The 13781-nt window shown below is 68.6% G+C and carries 17 protein-coding genes; 8 read left to right on the forward strand and 9 right to left on the reverse strand.

Features of this window, described 5'->3' with window-relative positions; all coding sequences use genetic code 11:
* Positions 1-32: 32 nt before the first annotated feature.
* Entirely contained in the window at positions 33-596 is a 564-nt protein-coding gene (locus AC07NB_RS00340; RefSeq protein WP_492313545.1) for a GGDEF domain-containing protein, read from the forward strand.
* Positions 597-603: 7 nt separating this feature from the next.
* Here the strand turns inward: AC07NB_RS00340 and AC07NB_RS00345 are convergent, their stop codons facing one another.
* Genes AC07NB_RS00345 through AC07NB_RS00355 form a run of 3 tightly spaced genes read right to left on the reverse strand, consistent with a single transcriptional unit; the run spans position 604 to position 1931 of the window.
* Positions 604-828, reverse strand: a complete 225-nt coding sequence (locus AC07NB_RS00345; RefSeq protein WP_291841054.1) for a YdcH family protein — start codon at positions 826-828, stop codon at positions 604-606.
* 39 nt (positions 829-867) lie between these two features.
* On the reverse strand, positions 868-1332 hold the full coding sequence (locus AC07NB_RS00350) for a TIGR02444 family protein (protein ID WP_494571680.1): 465 nt from the start codon (positions 1330-1332) through the stop codon (positions 868-870).
* On the reverse strand, positions 1329-1931 hold the full coding sequence (locus AC07NB_RS00355; RefSeq protein WP_494571781.1) for a UbiX family flavin prenyltransferase: 603 nt from the start codon (positions 1929-1931) through the stop codon (positions 1329-1331). Before AC07NB_RS00355 ends, AC07NB_RS00350 begins: the two co-directional genes overlap by 4 nt.
* Positions 1932-2059: 128 nt before the next feature.
* On the opposite strand from AC07NB_RS00355, the gene AC07NB_RS00360 reads away from it, so the two are divergent.
* On the forward strand, positions 2060-2233 hold the full coding sequence (locus tag AC07NB_RS00360) for a YdcH family protein (protein WP_291832982.1): 174 nt from the start codon (positions 2060-2062) through the stop codon (positions 2231-2233).
* Between the two features lie 81 nt (positions 2234-2314).
* On the opposite strand, the gene AC07NB_RS00365 is transcribed toward AC07NB_RS00360, so the two are convergent.
* Positions 2315-2986 (reverse strand): DUF1013 domain-containing protein, encoded by a 672-nt coding sequence (locus tag AC07NB_RS00365; protein WP_492313543.1) that lies wholly within the window; start codon positions 2984-2986, stop codon positions 2315-2317.
* Positions 2987-3208: 222 nt separating this feature from the next.
* Here AC07NB_RS00365 and AC07NB_RS00370 point away from each other — a divergent pair, with 222 nt between their 5' ends.
* Positions 3209-4240, forward strand: coding sequence for a CVNH domain-containing protein (locus AC07NB_RS00370; RefSeq protein WP_494571681.1), 1032 nt, complete (start codon positions 3209-3211; stop codon positions 4238-4240).
* Between the two features lie 26 nt (positions 4241-4266).
* On the opposite strand, the gene AC07NB_RS00375 is transcribed toward AC07NB_RS00370, so the two are convergent.
* Positions 4267-5238: an NAD(P)H-quinone oxidoreductase gene (locus tag AC07NB_RS00375; protein ID WP_494571682.1), complete on the reverse strand. Its 972-nt coding sequence runs from the start codon at positions 5236-5238 to the stop codon at positions 4267-4269.
* A gap of 83 nt (positions 5239-5321) precedes the next feature.
* Between AC07NB_RS00375 and AC07NB_RS00380 the strand changes: the two genes are divergently transcribed.
* From AC07NB_RS00380 to AC07NB_RS00390, 3 genes are all read left to right on the forward strand, one after another.
* Positions 5322-5525, forward strand: coding sequence for a DUF1192 domain-containing protein (locus tag AC07NB_RS00380; RefSeq protein ID WP_492313540.1), 204 nt, complete (start codon positions 5322-5324; stop codon positions 5523-5525).
* A gap of 112 nt (positions 5526-5637) precedes the next feature.
* Complete coding sequence (gene rcdA, locus AC07NB_RS00385; RefSeq protein ID WP_291833047.1) at positions 5638-6156, forward strand: protease adaptor protein RcdA; 519 nt, start codon at positions 5638-5640, stop codon at positions 6154-6156.
* A complete protein-coding gene (locus AC07NB_RS00390) occupies positions 6153-6521 on the forward strand; it encodes a hypothetical protein (RefSeq protein ID WP_494571683.1) in 369 nt (122 codons plus the stop codon). Before rcdA ends, AC07NB_RS00390 begins: the two co-directional genes overlap by 4 nt.
* A gap of 4 nt (positions 6522-6525) precedes the next feature.
* Here AC07NB_RS00390 and AC07NB_RS00395 read toward each other — a convergent pair whose 3' ends face one another.
* Together AC07NB_RS00395 and rpmE are read right to left on the reverse strand one after the other, a co-directional pair.
* The gene (locus AC07NB_RS00395) at positions 6526-8088 is read right to left on the reverse strand and encodes a L,D-transpeptidase family protein (RefSeq protein WP_492313538.1); all 1563 of its coding nucleotides are present in this window, start codon (positions 8086-8088) and stop codon (positions 6526-6528) included.
* A 172-nt stretch (positions 8089-8260) separates the two neighbouring features.
* Positions 8261-8485 (reverse strand): 50S ribosomal protein L31, encoded by a 225-nt coding sequence (gene rpmE / locus AC07NB_RS00400; RefSeq protein ID WP_291833002.1) that lies wholly within the window; start codon positions 8483-8485, stop codon positions 8261-8263.
* Between the two features lie 134 nt (positions 8486-8619).
* Here rpmE and AC07NB_RS00405 point away from each other — a divergent pair, with 134 nt between their 5' ends.
* On the forward strand, positions 8620-10470 hold the full coding sequence (locus tag AC07NB_RS00405) for an ABC transporter transmembrane domain-containing protein (protein WP_494571684.1): 1851 nt from the start codon (positions 8620-8622) through the stop codon (positions 10468-10470).
* Between the two features lie 215 nt (positions 10471-10685).
* Here the strand turns inward: AC07NB_RS00405 and AC07NB_RS00410 are convergent, their stop codons facing one another.
* Positions 10686-11141: a MarR family transcriptional regulator gene (locus AC07NB_RS00410; RefSeq protein WP_494571685.1), complete on the reverse strand. Its 456-nt coding sequence runs from the start codon at positions 11139-11141 to the stop codon at positions 10686-10688.
* Positions 11142-11156: 15 nt separating this feature from the next.
* A complete protein-coding gene (locus tag AC07NB_RS00415) occupies positions 11157-12434 on the reverse strand; it encodes a S41 family peptidase (RefSeq protein ID WP_494572548.1) in 1278 nt (425 codons plus the stop codon).
* 259 nt (positions 12435-12693) lie between these two features.
* Here AC07NB_RS00415 and AC07NB_RS00420 point away from each other — a divergent pair, with 259 nt between their 5' ends.
* Positions 12694-13764: a sensor histidine kinase gene (locus AC07NB_RS00420; protein WP_494571687.1), complete on the forward strand. Its 1071-nt coding sequence runs from the start codon at positions 12694-12696 to the stop codon at positions 13762-13764.
* Positions 13765-13781 lie beyond the last annotated feature (17 nt).

Genomic DNA, 13781 nt, shown 5'->3' on the forward strand with positions numbered 1-13781 from the left:
GACCTGAAGCGAAAATGGTCTGGGGAGCTTCCGTGACCGACGCGGCCACTATCGACCCGTATGCCGAGATCGAGCGCCTGCGCGCCGAGCTTGAGGCCCTGCGCCTGCGCGCCGAGGCGGCGGAGGCGGCCGCTGATCACGACGTGCTGACCCCCGCGCTGAACCGGCGCGGCTTCGTCGCCCAGATGAAGAGCGCCATGGCCTATTGCCAGCGCCACGACGTGCCGGCGGTGCTGCTCTACCTCGACCTGGACGGCTTCAAGGGCGTCAACGACCAGTTGGGCCACGCCGCCGGCGACGCCGCCCTGGTGCATGTGGCCGAGATGATGCGCGCCAATCTGCGCGAGTCGGACGCCTTGGGCCGGCTGGGCGGCGACGAGTTCGGCCTGCTGATGCTCAACGCCGGCCTGGAGGAAGGCCGCGAGAAGGCTCGCCGCCTCGCCGCCACCCTGGAAACCGAGCCGTTCGAATGGGACGGCCGCAGCGCCGGACTGGGCGGCTCGTTCGGCGTGCGCGCCTATGCGGGCCAGGCCGATCCGGAAATCTGGCTGGCCGAGGCCGACGCCGCCATGTGGGTCCGCAAGAAGGGGCGTTGAGCCTCGACTAGGCGATGATGTCCGGCAGGATCCGGTTCTCGATCTTCACGATCTCGTCGCGCAGGATCAGCTTCTTGCGCTTCAGGCGCGCGATCATCAGTTGGTCGGGGATCGGCATGTGGCCGAGCGCCTCGATCGAGGCGTCGAGGTCGGCGTGCTCCTGCTGGAGTTCCTTGAGCCGGGCGTGCAGCGCCAGCTCTTCCTCGGTGAGAAATGGTTCGTCGTCGTTCATGATGGGGTCCCGGACCGGGCGGTTATAGCGCGCCGCCGGTCAGGCCGGAAGGCGGTCGGCGAGGAGTTCGAGCGAGCGGCGCGGCGTGATCGGCGCCCATTCCCGGGCCACGGCGATCAGGGCGGGCAGGACCGGCCTGGCCGCGCCCGCAGGCTCGGGGGCGAGGGCTTCGAGCGCCGCCAGCAGCCGCCGTTCAGCGTCCAGTTCGATGGTCTTGACCTGGGCCCGCACCGCCTCGCGGTCGTCGTCGTCGAGGTCGGGCGTGCGGGTCTTCAACGTGCGGCGGATGGCGCGCAGCGGGGCCACGGTGGTCTCCTGCCAGACACGGGCGGTGTCGCAGGCGGCCTCGATGTCGTCGGCGTCGGGCGCGCGGCCCGTCCGGGCGCACCAGGCGGCCCACAGCAGCAGCGGCAGGTTCTGGCCCTGGGCGTCCTGCAGGTCGAGACTTGCGTTCCGCACGCCCTCCACGGCCCAGGCGCGGACCGACCAATCCCACAGGCTCATTCGGACGCCGGGCCCTTGAGCCCGTCCCAGCGCTTCACCGCCGACCAGTCGAGGCCGAAGACGTCCAGCGCCCGCCCGACCGACTGATCGACCATTTCGGCGATGGTGGCGGGCCTGGCGTAGAAGGCGGGCAGGGGCGGGGCGATGACCGCGCCCATCTCGGCCAGGGCGGTCATCGTGCGCAGATGGCCCAGATGCAGGGGCGTCTCGCGCACCATCAGCACCAGCGGCCGCCGTTCCTTCAGCGCAACGTCGGCGGCGCGGGTCAGCAGGGTGGAGGTCACGCCGGTGGCGATCTCCCCCATGGTCCGCACCGAACAGGGAGCCACGAGCATGCCCATGGTCCGGAAAGAGCCGGAAGCGATGCTGGCGCCCACGTCGTTGAGCTTGTGCACGACATCGGCGCGGCTCAGCAGATCGTCCGCCGACAGATCGGTCTCCTGCGACAAAGTGAGCAGGGCGGCTCGGGTCACGACGAGGTGGCTCTCGACCCCCAGTTCGCGCAGGGCGTCAAGGGCGCGGACACCGTAAGTCACGCCGGACGCTCCGGAAATTCCAACAACGAGACGCCGCGGCGGGGTTCCTGCGGCTCCGTTCACATCTTCGGCCAATTCGGGCTCCAGGGTACTCGCGTCCGGAAGGCCGCCAGCCTCACCGGAATGTGATTCCACAGGCGGTCAAGCCGGGCGCTCACTCTAGTGGTCCCTTAGACATGGAGGCGCAAGCCATGACCATCGAAGCTCGTATCCGCGAACTGGGAAACCGTCATCGCAGCCTGGATGAGACCATCCAGCGCGAGACCCGCAGCCCGGCCTCGGACTCGCTTCACGTCAGGGAGCTGAAGCAGCAAAAGCTGCGATTGAAGGAAGAGATCACCAGTCTGGAGGCCCGGGCGCACTAACGGTCCAGACCTCCCGAAACGACGACGGCCCCGGAGAGCGATCTCCGGGGCCGTTTTTCATCCCCTAGGGGAGGAAGGGTCCTAGTTCTTGGTGCCGAAGACGGACGCGGCGGTCGGCTCGGCGCCGCGGCGCTCGCGTTCCTCGGGGACGAACTCCGGCTCGACCGGTTCGACCGGGGCGTCGACGGCCTGCAGGGTGGCGCCGCCCTTCTTGGCGTCGTCCCGGGCCTTCTTGTCGGCGGCCTTCTTGACCAGGTCGTCCAGCGCCAGCTGGCCGACGAGACCCAGGGTCACCGGATCGACCGGCTTGATATTGGCCGAGTTCCAGTGGGTGCGGTTGCGCACGCTTTCGATGGTGGCCTTGGTCGTGCCCAGCAGCTTGGAGATCTGCGCGTCGGTCACTTCCGGGTGATTGCGGACGAACCAGGCGATGGCGTCCGGACGGTCCTGGCGGCGCGAGACCGGAGTGTATTTCGGGGCCGGCTTGGCCGACTTCATCAGTTCGGCGTGGCGGCTGACCACGGCCTTCATGCGGTAGTCGGGGTTGTCCTGGGCCTTGTCCAGCTCCTCGCGGGTCAGCTGGCCGCCGGTGATGGGATCGACGCCGCGGATGTCGCGGGCCACGTCGCCGTCGGCGATGCCGCGCACTTCCAGCGGATGCAGGCCGCAGAAGTCGGCGATCTGCTCGAACGTCAGCGAGGTGTTGTCGACCATCCAGACCGCGGTGGCCTTGGGCATCAGAATGTCGGTCATAGGCGTCTTCGCTTCTTGATTTGACCCGCCCAGACCGGGGGTCGGCGGGTTCCGGATACGACGGCGCCCGACCTTTCGGCCGGGCGCTGATGATACGGATATAGGCCTATTCGGTGGAAAAGGAAACGACTGCCGATCCACTGTACAGCCAAGGTTCATCTCCGTTGTGAACATTGGCCGCAATGGCGCGTTGTGCGTCCAGCTGAGCAATGGGAGGGACCTATGTTTATCCAGACTCTCGCCGCCGTGGCGGTTCTGTTGGGAGGCGGCCAGGAGATGGCGGCCATGGGCGGCGGAGGCCAGGAGCGGGCCGCGCCCCGTGGCGACTATCGCGACAGTTGCAGCGGCGCCTATACGAACCGAGGACGCCTGTATGCGGACTGTCGCGCGCGCAACAATCAGATCCGCGGCACCTCGATCGAGCTGAACCGCTGTAGCGACTATGAAATCCGCAACGACAACGGCCTGCTGGTGTGCGGGCCGAACCGGGGCGAGTACGAGGACGACAACGGCGGTGGCGGCGGCGGCGGCGGGGGCTGGAACCCCAACCAACCGCCGCGCGGCGACTATCAGAGCAGCTGCGGCGGGACGCGGGTGGAGCGGGGCCGGCTGTATGCCGATTGCCGCACGCGCAGCCCCGGCTTCCGGACCTCGTCGATCGAGCTGAGCCGCTGCCGCAACGACGAAATCCGCAATGACAACGGCCTGCTGGTCTGCGGCTCGTGGCGCGGCCAGTTCGAGGATCAGGGCGGCGGCGGCGGCGGCTGGAACCCCAACCAGCCTCCGCGCGGCGACTATCAGAACAGCTGCAGCGGCGCCGACGTCCGCCGCGACCGCCTGTACGCCAGCTGCCGCTCGCGCAGCAATCAGACCCGCCGGTCGTCGATCGAACTGAGCCGCTGCCGCGGCGAGGACATCCGCAACGACAACGGCCTGTTGGTCTGCGGTTCGTGGCGCGGCCAGTATGAGGACGAGAACGGCGGGGGCGGGCCCGGCTGGGGCCGTCAGTCGATCACCGTCTACCAGGACTCCAACTTCCGCGGCGCCTCGACGCGCTATGACGGCGAGATGGCGAACCTGGGCAGCACCGGCTTCAACGACCAGATCAGCTCGGTTCAGGTCGAGGGCGAGTGGGAGGTCTGCTCGGACGCCTACTTCCGCGGCCGCTGCCAGACTGTTCGCGGCGACATCCGGAATCTGGTGCTGCTGGCCATGAACGACAGCATCTCGTCGCTGCGTCCCGTGCGCCGCTAGAGCGAGATCGGCCGAGTCTGGAGCGTCTAAAGCGTCAGCACGACCTTGCCGACGTGGCCGCCCGCCTCAAGCCTGAGGTGGGCGGCCGACGCCTGTTCGAGCGGGAAGACCGCCTCGACCGGCGGCCGCAGGGCGCCCGAGGCGACCCAGGGCCAGGCCCCGGCCTCGACCGCCGCGATCAGCCGCGCCTTCTCGTCCGCCGGACGGGCGCGCAGCGTCGAACCGGTCAGCACGATCCGCTTCATCATCAGCTTGAGCAGGTCGACCTGCGCCGCCGCGCCGGTCAGGGTGGCGATGACGACCCAGCGTCCGAACGGCTTCAGCACCGCCTGATTGAGTTCGGCATAGTCGGCGCCCAGCATGTCCAGCACCACATCGACGCCGCCGAAGTCGCGGATGGCCTCGGCCATGTCGCCGGTCGTGGCGTCGAGGCTGAGGTCCGCGCCCAGCGCCCGGGCGGCCTCCGCCTTGGCCGCGCCGCGCGAGGTGGCGATGACCGTCGCGCCCGCCGCCCTGGCCATCTGGATGGCGCTGACGCCGATGCCGCTGGTCGCGCCATGGATCAGCAGGGTCTCGCCCGCCTTGAGCGCGCCGGCCTCGAAGACATTGGCGAAGACGGTGCAGACCGTCTCGGGCAGGGCGGCGGCCTGGACGAAATCGAGACCCTCCGGGACGGGCAGGGCGTGGCGGGCGTCGACCACGGCGTATTCGGCGTAGCCCCCGCCGCCCAGAAGAGCGCAGACGCGGTCGCCGACGGCCCAGCGTCCCGCGCCGGGACCGACCTGATCCACCTCGCCCGCGACCTCCAGCCCCAGGAGATCGGGCGCGCCGGGCGGCGGCGGGTACAGGCCGTTGCGCTGGAGCAGATCGGGACGATTCACCCCGGCGGCGCGCACCCGAATGCGGATCTGGCCGGGCCCGGCGACCGGATCGGGCCGTTCGGACAGGGTCAGGGCCTCGGCCGGACCGGCTCCGCCCGCGATTTCGATCACCCGCATCCGCTGTTCCCGTCCTTGCAATCGTCCGTGTCCGGGCGTTCAGATAGGGGGTTACGTCCCTGATGGCCACGAAGGAGGCGGCAGTGTTCGAGGATCTTGAGCCACGCCCGGCGCGCGGCGCCCCCCTGATCGCTCTGACCCGGGAGGACCTGGACGGCTATTCCGTCGAGGACCTGAAGGAGCGGATCGCCGCGCTGGAGGCGGAGATCGCCCGTTCGCAGGCGGCCATCGACGGCAAGTCCTCGCAACGTAACGCCGCGGATGCGTTGTTCAATTTCCGCAGCTGAGGGTTTTCCCCCGTTACGGGTATGGCACAGGCGTTGCAGTCGGCTGTCCGACCGCGCGCAACCGTGCCGGCCATGATACGGATGCCTGCACTCCATGAGCCTGGTTGAGTTTATGTCCACCGACGACACCACCCTTCTGACGCCTTCGGGCCGCAGCCGCGAAGCGGTGGTGGACGATTTCGCGCGCTCGGAGCTGTTCGACCGCACCTTCCGCGAGGGGATGGAGCTGGTCGAGGAGACCGCCGCCTATCTGGACGGGGACGGACGGCGGGAATCCAAGCTGCTGTCGCGCGCCGCCGCCCTGGCCTATGCGGGCGAGAGCATGAAGCTGACCACCCGGCTGATGCAGATCGCCTCGTGGCTGCTGGTGCAGCGGGCCGTGCGGGAAGGGGACATGAGCGCCCTGGCCGCCTGCGAGCCCCGCTACCGCCTGACCGAGCGCAAGGTCGAGACCGAGCCGACCCACGGCGAACTGCCCATCGCCCTGGTCGAATACCTGGTGCGCTCCGAGCGGCTGTACGACCGCGTCGTGCACCTGGACCGCAAGATGTACCTGGACGCGCCCGAGGAAGAGGCGATCAACCCGGTGCAGAGCCAGCTGGACCGGTTGGCGGCGGCGTTCCGGCAATGAAGCGCGGCCCGCGGCTGCTGATCGCCCTGGGCGTGGCGGCCCTGATCGTGGCCGGTCTGGCGACCGCCTGGATCGTGAGCGAGCGCTCGCTGATCATCATCGAGAACCGGAGCACGGCGCCGCTGACCCTGTCGGTCGAGACGGTCGATGCGGGCGCCTTCTCCTGGACGGGCGAGGTGGCGCCCCGCAGGCGGGTGCTGAAGGCCGCCCGCGTCCCGGACCACAGCTTCGTCGTCACGTGCCGCGACGAGAGCGGCATCAACCGGACGAGGGGCGGCCATGTCGCCCCGGGGCGTCCGCAGCGAGTCGACATCGTCGCGGGCAGCTGCGCCGCGATCCAGATCGACGTGCGGACGATCCCCTGAAGCTTTAAGGTCCGACGTCGTTGGCGTCGCGGCCGCGGCCGTCGTCCACCGGCTTGGGCAGGCTGACGCCGATGCCGAGGGCGTCGGCCAGCTTGGCGTCCCGTTCGTAGACATCCTCGCGGAAGGCGACGCGGCCCTGGCCGTCGACGAAGGCGGTCCAGTAGAGCAGGCGCACGCCGATCTCGCGGCCCGTCTGGATGCGCTTGGTCTCGCGCGTGTCCTGGGCTGTGTCGAACTGGGCCAGCAGGGCCGGATCGGGCGACAGCAGCAGGCGGGCGAAGTCGACCGCGTTCTGGACCCGCACGCAGCCGTGGCTGCGCTGGCGCATGGCCAGGTTGAAGGCCGCCTTGGACGGGGTGTCGTGCAGGAAGATGGCGTAGCTGTCGCGCAGCTCGAACTTCACATAGCCGAGCGCGGCCGTCGGGCCGGCGCGCTGGATGACCGTGCCGTTCTGGACGTACATGTTCTGGCTGGCCAGATAGCCGGGGCCGCGCGGCAGGATCTCGTTGCGGGCGATCGAAGCCGGCACATACCAGGGCGGATTGGCCACGACCGAGGCGAACGGCTTCTCCAGGCTGGGCGTCTGGTTGCTGGGCGAACCGCAGACGACGCGGTTGGAGTGCACCGGACGGCCGTCCTTCCAGTAGACCATGATGGCGGCGGCGGTGTTGACCTCGATACGCTCGGGATTGACCTCGCGCTTGAGCCAGCGGCGGCGTTCCAGGTTGAGGGCGATCTGGCGGGCGCGATCCTCGGCCGAGGCCGAGAGCGAGCGCTGGCTGCCCGTGCCGATGCGGCCGTCGGCGACGAGGCCGTGACGGGTCTGGAAGCTGCGCATGCCGGCTTCCAGGTCGGGGCCGTAGACCGGGCCCATGGCCGCGATGCGGGCGCCGTCGGCGGCCGAGAGGTCGCCCTCGGCCACTAGGCGCTGGACGATGATCGGGATGCGCGGGTCGCTGCCGCCCGGCTCGATGTTCGCGCCGACGCGGAATGCGGGCCAACCGCCGTTGTCGCGGATCAGGCGGCGGTAGCGGACATAGCCTGCCGACAGGTTGGAGTAGCCGATGTCGGTGGGGGCCAGCCCCTCGAACCAGTCGAGCAGGCGGTTGGTTGCGAGCGCGTCATTCAGCCCGGCGGGCAGGTCGACGCGGTTCTTTTGCATCTCCCACAGGTCCTCGACCGCCTCGGGGCGGACGCGGCCCTCGGCGAGGACGCGGGCGTAGGTCATGGCCGCGGCGGTGGTCTTCATCTCCGCGGCGTCGCGGTCGGCGGCCAGGGCGGTGAAATCGAAGAAGTCGGACTGCGACAGGCCGTGGCGTTCGGCGCGGGCGGCGGCGGTTTGCAGGGCGCGCAGGCGGTCGGCGGTCCACACCGGACGCCAGCCGTTCAGCTCGTAGAAGGCGCGCACGTCGGGCTGGAGGGTGGCGGGCAGGCGGGCCAGCTGATCGTTGAAGCTGTCGTAGAAGGCGACGGCGCCCGGATCACGGGTCTGCGCCAGCGCGCTCGCGCCGAACGAGGACGCCAGCGCCGAAACCGCCGCGCCCAGACCCAGTTGCCTTCGATTCATCACGTCGCTCTTCGTCCGTTCCGTCGCACGGACCCAACGCCCACGCCCCGAAAGCCCAACGCGGACGACATTATCGGCGTTCCGGCCAAACAGAAAGGCGCCGGTCCGGGGACCGACGCCTTCTTGTCGTCTTGCACCTGCGGTGTGGCTGGAAAGCCAGACCGGAAGCGGCTTACTTCTTGATGAAGCCGGCGAACTTGTTGTTGAAGCGCGACACGCGACCGCCGCGGTCCAGCATGTGCTGGTTGCCGCCGGTCCAGGCCGGGTGGGTCGACGGATCGATGTCCAGGTTCAGGGTCGCGCCCTCTTTCCCGTAGGTCGAACGGGTCTGGTAGCTGGTGCCGTCCGTCATCACCACGGTGATGAAGTGGTAGTCGGGGTGCGTGTCCGCCTTCATGGTCGTCGTCCGGTCTCTGCGCGGTGACGATGCCGACCGTCTGTGCGCGTAAAATGAGAAACCCGCCACGCTAGGCGGCGGGAATGAGCGGCGGCGTTTACACCGGGGGGCGTTCCGGGGCAAGAGGCGCGGCCATGACCGAAACCTCCGCACCGATCACCGACGCCCCTGACCTTCGCGGACGGCCGGGCGCCGGCGCGGTCCTGGCCGAGCAGATGGCCGAGGCGGGCGACCGCCGCGAGAAGCGCCGCGACATCCGTCCGCTGGCCCGGCTGCTGCCCTACGCCCTGCGCCACAAGGGCCATCTGGCGATGGCGGCCTTCTGGCTGATCGTGTCGACGGCGACCTCGCTGAGCCTGACGGCGGCGGCGCGCGGGGCCATCGACCATGGGTTCGAGAACGGCGGCGCGGGGCTGAACCTGTGGTTCCTGATGCTGGGCGCCAACGCCCTGTTCCTGGGCGTCGCCACGGCGGTGCGCTATTTCTACGTGACCAAGACAGGCGAGCGCGTCGTGGCCGACCTGCGCAAGGGGCTGTTCGACCGCATCCTGACGCTGGACCCGGCCTTCTACGCCAAGATCCGGACCGGGGAGGTGCTGAGCCGCCTGACCACGGACATCGCCCTGGTCGAGACCCTGATGACGACCTCGGTGTCGTTCGCCCTGCGCAACTTCCTGACCCTGGTGGGCGGGACCGTCCTGCTGTTCGTGGTCAGCCCCAAGCTGACCGGGCTGGTGCTGCTGGTGGTGCCGCTGCTGCTGGGGCCGATCTTCCTGTTCGGGCGCCGGGTGCGCAAACTGACCGTGGCCACCCAGGACCGGTTCGCCAATGCGGTCGGCTTCGCCGGCGAGAGCGTGGACGCCATCGAGACGGTGCAGGCCTTCGGGCGCGTCGCCAGCGCGGTCGCCCGGTTCGGCGCGGCGGTCGAGGACGCCTTCAACTCGTCGCTGGTGCGCATGCGGGCGCGGGCCCTGATGACGGCCATGATCATCGTCGTGATGTTCGGCGGCGTGACCCTGGTGCTGTGGCTGGGCGCGCAGGACGTGATCGCCGGGCGGATGAGCCCGGGGGCGCTGCTGCAGTTCGTGCTGCTGTCCGTCTTCGCGGCTGGGGCCGTGGGCGCGCTGGGCGAGAGCTGGGGCGACGTGCAGAAGGCCGCCGGGGCCATGGAGCGGATCGACGAGCTGATGCGGGCCCAGACCGCCATCGCCGCGCCGGAACGGCCCATCGCCCTGCCGGAGCCGCCGGTCGGCGAGGTGTCGATGTCGGCGGTGCAATTCGCCTACCCGGGGCGGCCCGACCTGCCGGCGCTGAAGGGCTTCAGCCTGACCGTGCGGCCCGGCGAGACCGTGGCCCTGGTCGGGCCGTCGGGCGCGGGCAAGTCGACCGTCTTCCGCCTGCTGCTGCGCTTCTACGATCCGCAAGGCGGGGTGGTGTCGGTGGACGGGGTGGACGTGCGCGAGGCCGATCCTGTTTCGGTGCGCGACCGCTTCGCCTGGGTCTCGCAAGAGGCGCCGCTATTCTCGGGTTCTGCGAAGGAAAACATCCGCTTCGGGCGGGAAGCGGCGAGCGAGGACGAGGTCCGCGCGGCCGCCGGGAAGGCGCAGGCTTTGGGCTTCATCGAGGACCTGCCCGAGCAGTTCGACACGCCCCTGGGCGAGCGCGGCAAGAGCCTGTCGGGCGGGCAGCGGCAGCGCCTGGCCATCGCCCGGGCCCTGGTCCGCGAGGCGCCGATCCTGCTGCTGGACGAGGCGACCTCGGCGCTGGACGCCGAGAACGAGCGGCTGGTGCAGACGGCGCTGGACCAGGCCATGGAGGACCGTACGACCATCGTCATCGCCCACCGCCTGGCCACCGTGCTGCGCGCCGACCGCATCGTGGTGATGGAGGACGGCAAGGTGGTCGAAGAGGGGACGCACGCCGCCCTGATCGCCAAGGGCGGCCTGTATGCGCGGCTGGCGGAACTGCAGTTCCGGGCGGACTGAGGCGGTCATCCCGAACCTCCGGCATGGTCGGGGGCGGAAATGTGCACTCGGAAAAAATGGAGTGCACATCGTGCACAAATTCGCTTGTGACGGGGGATGGTGCGCGGGGCTCAACCCCAGCTGCGGTGCTTGATTGTCAAAGACCCAAGGCCGCGAAGCCTAGCGGGCCGATGCGTCAGAGTTGGTCGTAAGGGCCGATTTCCTTATCCCGACCGTCAGACGACCATGCGGTCGATCAGGGGACGGGCTTTGAGCGAGGCGATGGCGCGGCTGATCGAGTCGAACACCGGGCCGGCGTCTTCCTCCATTTCGGCGTAGGCGCGTTCGAACTCCGCATCCAGACTGTCGAGCAGGGCCAGTTGTTCGCGGCCCCTGTCGGTCAGCTCGATCAGGACGACGCGCTGGTCGTCGGGATCGGGCCGGCGGCTGACCAGACCCAGTTTCAGCAGCTTGGGCATCTTCTGCTGGATGAGCTGGTGTGAACGGTTCAGGGCGCGCACGAGGTCGGCGACGGAGACCGGGCCGAGCGTCGCGATGGCGCACATCAGGGACGAGGACTTGACCGGAATGACAAGGCCGGCCCGCTCGAACACCTCGGCCGACTGCTGCTCGATCAGTTCGCTCAACTGTTCGCTGAGGCGGCCCAGGAAGGTGCGGTTCAACTCGATCATTCGCCCGACAGCTCCTTAATCCAGGCGGCGATAGCCGGCCGTCTCGCCCGACTTCCACACGCGCTCAAGGCCGCTCACACGTCCGTTTTCGCGAACCAGGCGGAACCGGTAGTCATCCGTTCCCTGGACCGCAAACAGATCCTTTCCGATCAGATCAAGCGTCAGAACGAAGCGCTCGCGCCAGTGGTAGGCCAGGCCGGTCGCGGTGCGGACGAGCGCGCGGCCTTCATAGGTTCCGGCCGCCTCATCCAGGTCCGACGGGCTCACGGGTTCGCCGGAGAGGGCGAACTCGACCGGGGGCAGGGCCCACCGGGCCTCGGCGTCGCCCGCTTCCGCCCGGCTTTTCAGCAGGAATCGCTGCGCGGTCAGAAGGGCGTCCGAGGCCGCTACGGCGATATCGGGAGTGACGCCGACGCCCTCGAAATCCTGCCCGTTGACCGGGTCATGGATCTGACCGAACGGCACCTGCAGCATGAACCGGTCGTCGATGGGCACGCGGGTGACGGGGTGCGCGCCGCCGGCGGTCTGTTCACCGATGAGAGTCGCGCGGCCGAGCTTCTGCAGCGAGAACGCCATCCATTCGGCGGAGGAGAAGGAGGTCGATCCGGTCAGCACCACGACCGGGATGGTCGCCGACCGGCTCCCGGGCACGGCGGCCAGGCTCCACTGGCTGCGCTGCACGCGCGCCCCGTTCTCGTTGTAGAAATAATCGAAGAATTTCTGTTCCTTGCCCGCTGGATAGAGGTAGCTCATCAGGAGCTGGGCCATCTCCAGAACGCCGCCGTTGTTGTAACGGAGATCGATGATCAGCCCCTGGGCGCCGTCGGCGAAGCCCATGGCCCCGGCGGCGACCTCCTGGGCGTATTGCGGATCGGCGAAGAAATCGAACCGGACATAGGCCAGCCCTCCGTCCAGCCGCCGGGCGTCCCGGAAGCCGAAATTGGCCGCCCGCTCGCCATCGCGCTGCGCCTGGGTGGTCGTCTCGCCCTCTGCTTTCGCCCGCCTGTTCGCGGCGACCTCATCCGGATCGAACGCGACCGAGAAGTGGAGATCGTCGCTCGCCTTGACCAACCCCTGGGCGAGGCTTTCGGCGAACTGTTCGCTGCCGACGGGGGTGGACTGAACCCGTCGATCCAGTTCGGCGGCGATGGCCGGGATACGGTCGGGGAAGACGTAGTTTTCACGCAGCGCCGTCTCAAGGCGGGACACGACCTGCCGCTGAGCCTCGGAATCCAGGGGCCGGGCCACGGTCTGGGCGAGGACCGGCGCGGGACACAGCGTAGCGGCGGCCAACAGGCAAGCACAAAGCCGAGAGAACATGGTCGATCCATAATGAAATATGTTGTACAACATATTGTAATATTTTTTGCCGTCAATCGCTGAACCGCTATCCCAAGGGGACGTGTTCCGACGGAAGCCACGTCAAAGGCGGACGTAGGGCGCGCGTATCCATACCGCCGCGTTCCTGTTACAATCAGGGCTTCGGCGACGTTTCCGAATGGTTGAGATTGGGCTTTCGCTTCGCGAGGCTTTTCAGCCGGGAAGGGCCGATATGGCTCCTGCTCCGCCTCTTTCTCCTGACCTGGGCTCCTCCCTGGCGCTCGCCGTGATCAATGCATCGCAGGCGCCCTTGCTGCTGCTCGATGGAAACGCGCACGTCATCGCCGCGAGCGATTCCTTCGTGAGGGCGTTCGGCTACGCATCCGGTGCGGTTCGGGGGCGATCCTTGTTCTTGCTGGGAGACGGGGAGTGGGATCTGCCCCGGCTGCGTTCGCTGCTGTCCGCCGTCGGGTCCGGGGACGCCCTTATCGACGCCTATGAACTGGACTGGAGCGAAGCGCATCAGCCGCACCGGAGCCTCATCCTCGCCGCCCAGCGACTGGAGTTCACCGAGGGGCCGTCCGTCCGCATCATGCTGACTATCGTCGACGCCACTAAAGCCAAGGCCGCCGAGAAGCTGAAGAGCGATCTCATCCGCGACAAGGACATCCTGCTTCAGGAGATCCAGCACCGGGTCGCCAACAGCCTGCAGATCATCGCGAGCGTGCTGCTTCAGAACGCCAAGAAGGTAACTTCAGAGGAGAGCCGGGTTCACCTGCGCGATGCGCACCAGAGGGTCATGTCGGTGGCGGCGGTTCAGCGTCAGCTGGCGGCGTCGAGCATCAGCGATGTCATGCTGAAGCCGTACCTGGCGCAGCTTTGCCAGAGCATCGGCGCGTCCATGATCGAAGACCATGATCTGGTGTCCATCCAGGTCAATGGCGATGGAAGCACCACGACCGGCGAGGTCTCCGTCAGCCTGGGCCTCATCGTGACCGAGCTGGTCATCAATGCGTTGAAGCACGCGTTCCCGACCGGGCGCGCCGGCGTGGTGACAGTGGATTACCACTCGGAACACGAGGGGTGGGCTCTATCGGTCTGCGATGACGGGATCGGCATGCCCGCCTCGCCGGACGATGCGAAGGCGGGCCTGGGCACCGCGATCGTTCAAGCGCTGGCCGTCCAGTTGTCCGCGACGATCACGGTGACCGCGCTGAACCCCGGAACGGGCGTGTCCGTGGTTCATCGCAAGCCGTTCGGCCTGCAGAAGGAGTCCGCGAAGCCCGAGTTGCGGGCGGTCTGATCTCGCGAGGAAAGACG

This window comes from Brevundimonas sp. GW821-FHT09G01, assembly GCF_059416065.1.

What these genes read in the sequence shown, in the direction of transcription:
- AC07NB_RS00375 (WP_494571682.1), bottom strand. Translation starts at nt 5,238, where the DNA reads ATGCGGGTGATCGAAATCGCGGGCGGAGCCGGTCCGGCCGAGGCCCTG.
- AC07NB_RS00365 (WP_492313543.1), bottom strand. Translation starts at nt 2,986, where the DNA reads ATGACCGACATTCTGATGCCCAAGGCCACCGCGGTCTGGATGGTCGAC.
- AC07NB_RS00395 (WP_492313538.1), bottom strand. Translation starts at nt 8,088, where the DNA reads ATGAATCGAAGGCAACTGGGTCTGGGCGCGGCGGTTTCGGCGCTGGCG.
- AC07NB_RS00345 (WP_291841054.1), bottom strand. Translation starts at nt 828, where the DNA reads ATGAACGACGACGAACCATTTCTCACCGAGGAAGAGCTGGCGCTGCAC.
- AC07NB_RS00410 (WP_494571685.1), bottom strand. Translation starts at nt 11,141, where the DNA reads ATGATCGAGTTGAACCGCACCTTCCTGGGCCGCCTCAGCGAACAGTTG.
- AC07NB_RS00370 (WP_494571681.1), top strand. Translation starts at nt 3,209, where the DNA reads ATGTTTATCCAGACTCTCGCCGCCGTGGCGGTTCTGTTGGGAGGCGGC.
- AC07NB_RS00360 (WP_291832982.1), top strand. Translation starts at nt 2,060, where the DNA reads ATGACCATCGAAGCTCGTATCCGCGAACTGGGAAACCGTCATCGCAGC.
- rpmE (WP_291833002.1), bottom strand. Translation starts at nt 8,485, where the DNA reads ATGAAGGCGGACACGCACCCCGACTACCACTTCATCACCGTGGTGATG.
- AC07NB_RS00405 (WP_494571684.1), top strand. Translation starts at nt 8,620, where the DNA reads ATGACCGAAACCTCCGCACCGATCACCGACGCCCCTGACCTTCGCGGA.
- AC07NB_RS00420 (WP_494571687.1), top strand. Translation starts at nt 12,694, where the DNA reads ATGGCTCCTGCTCCGCCTCTTTCTCCTGACCTGGGCTCCTCCCTGGCG.
- AC07NB_RS00350 (WP_494571680.1), bottom strand. Translation starts at nt 1,332, where the DNA reads ATGAGCCTGTGGGATTGGTCGGTCCGCGCCTGGGCCGTGGAGGGCGTG.
- AC07NB_RS00390 (WP_494571683.1), top strand. Translation starts at nt 6,153, where the DNA reads ATGAAGCGCGGCCCGCGGCTGCTGATCGCCCTGGGCGTGGCGGCCCTG.
- rcdA (WP_291833047.1), top strand. Translation starts at nt 5,638, where the DNA reads ATGTCCACCGACGACACCACCCTTCTGACGCCTTCGGGCCGCAGCCGC.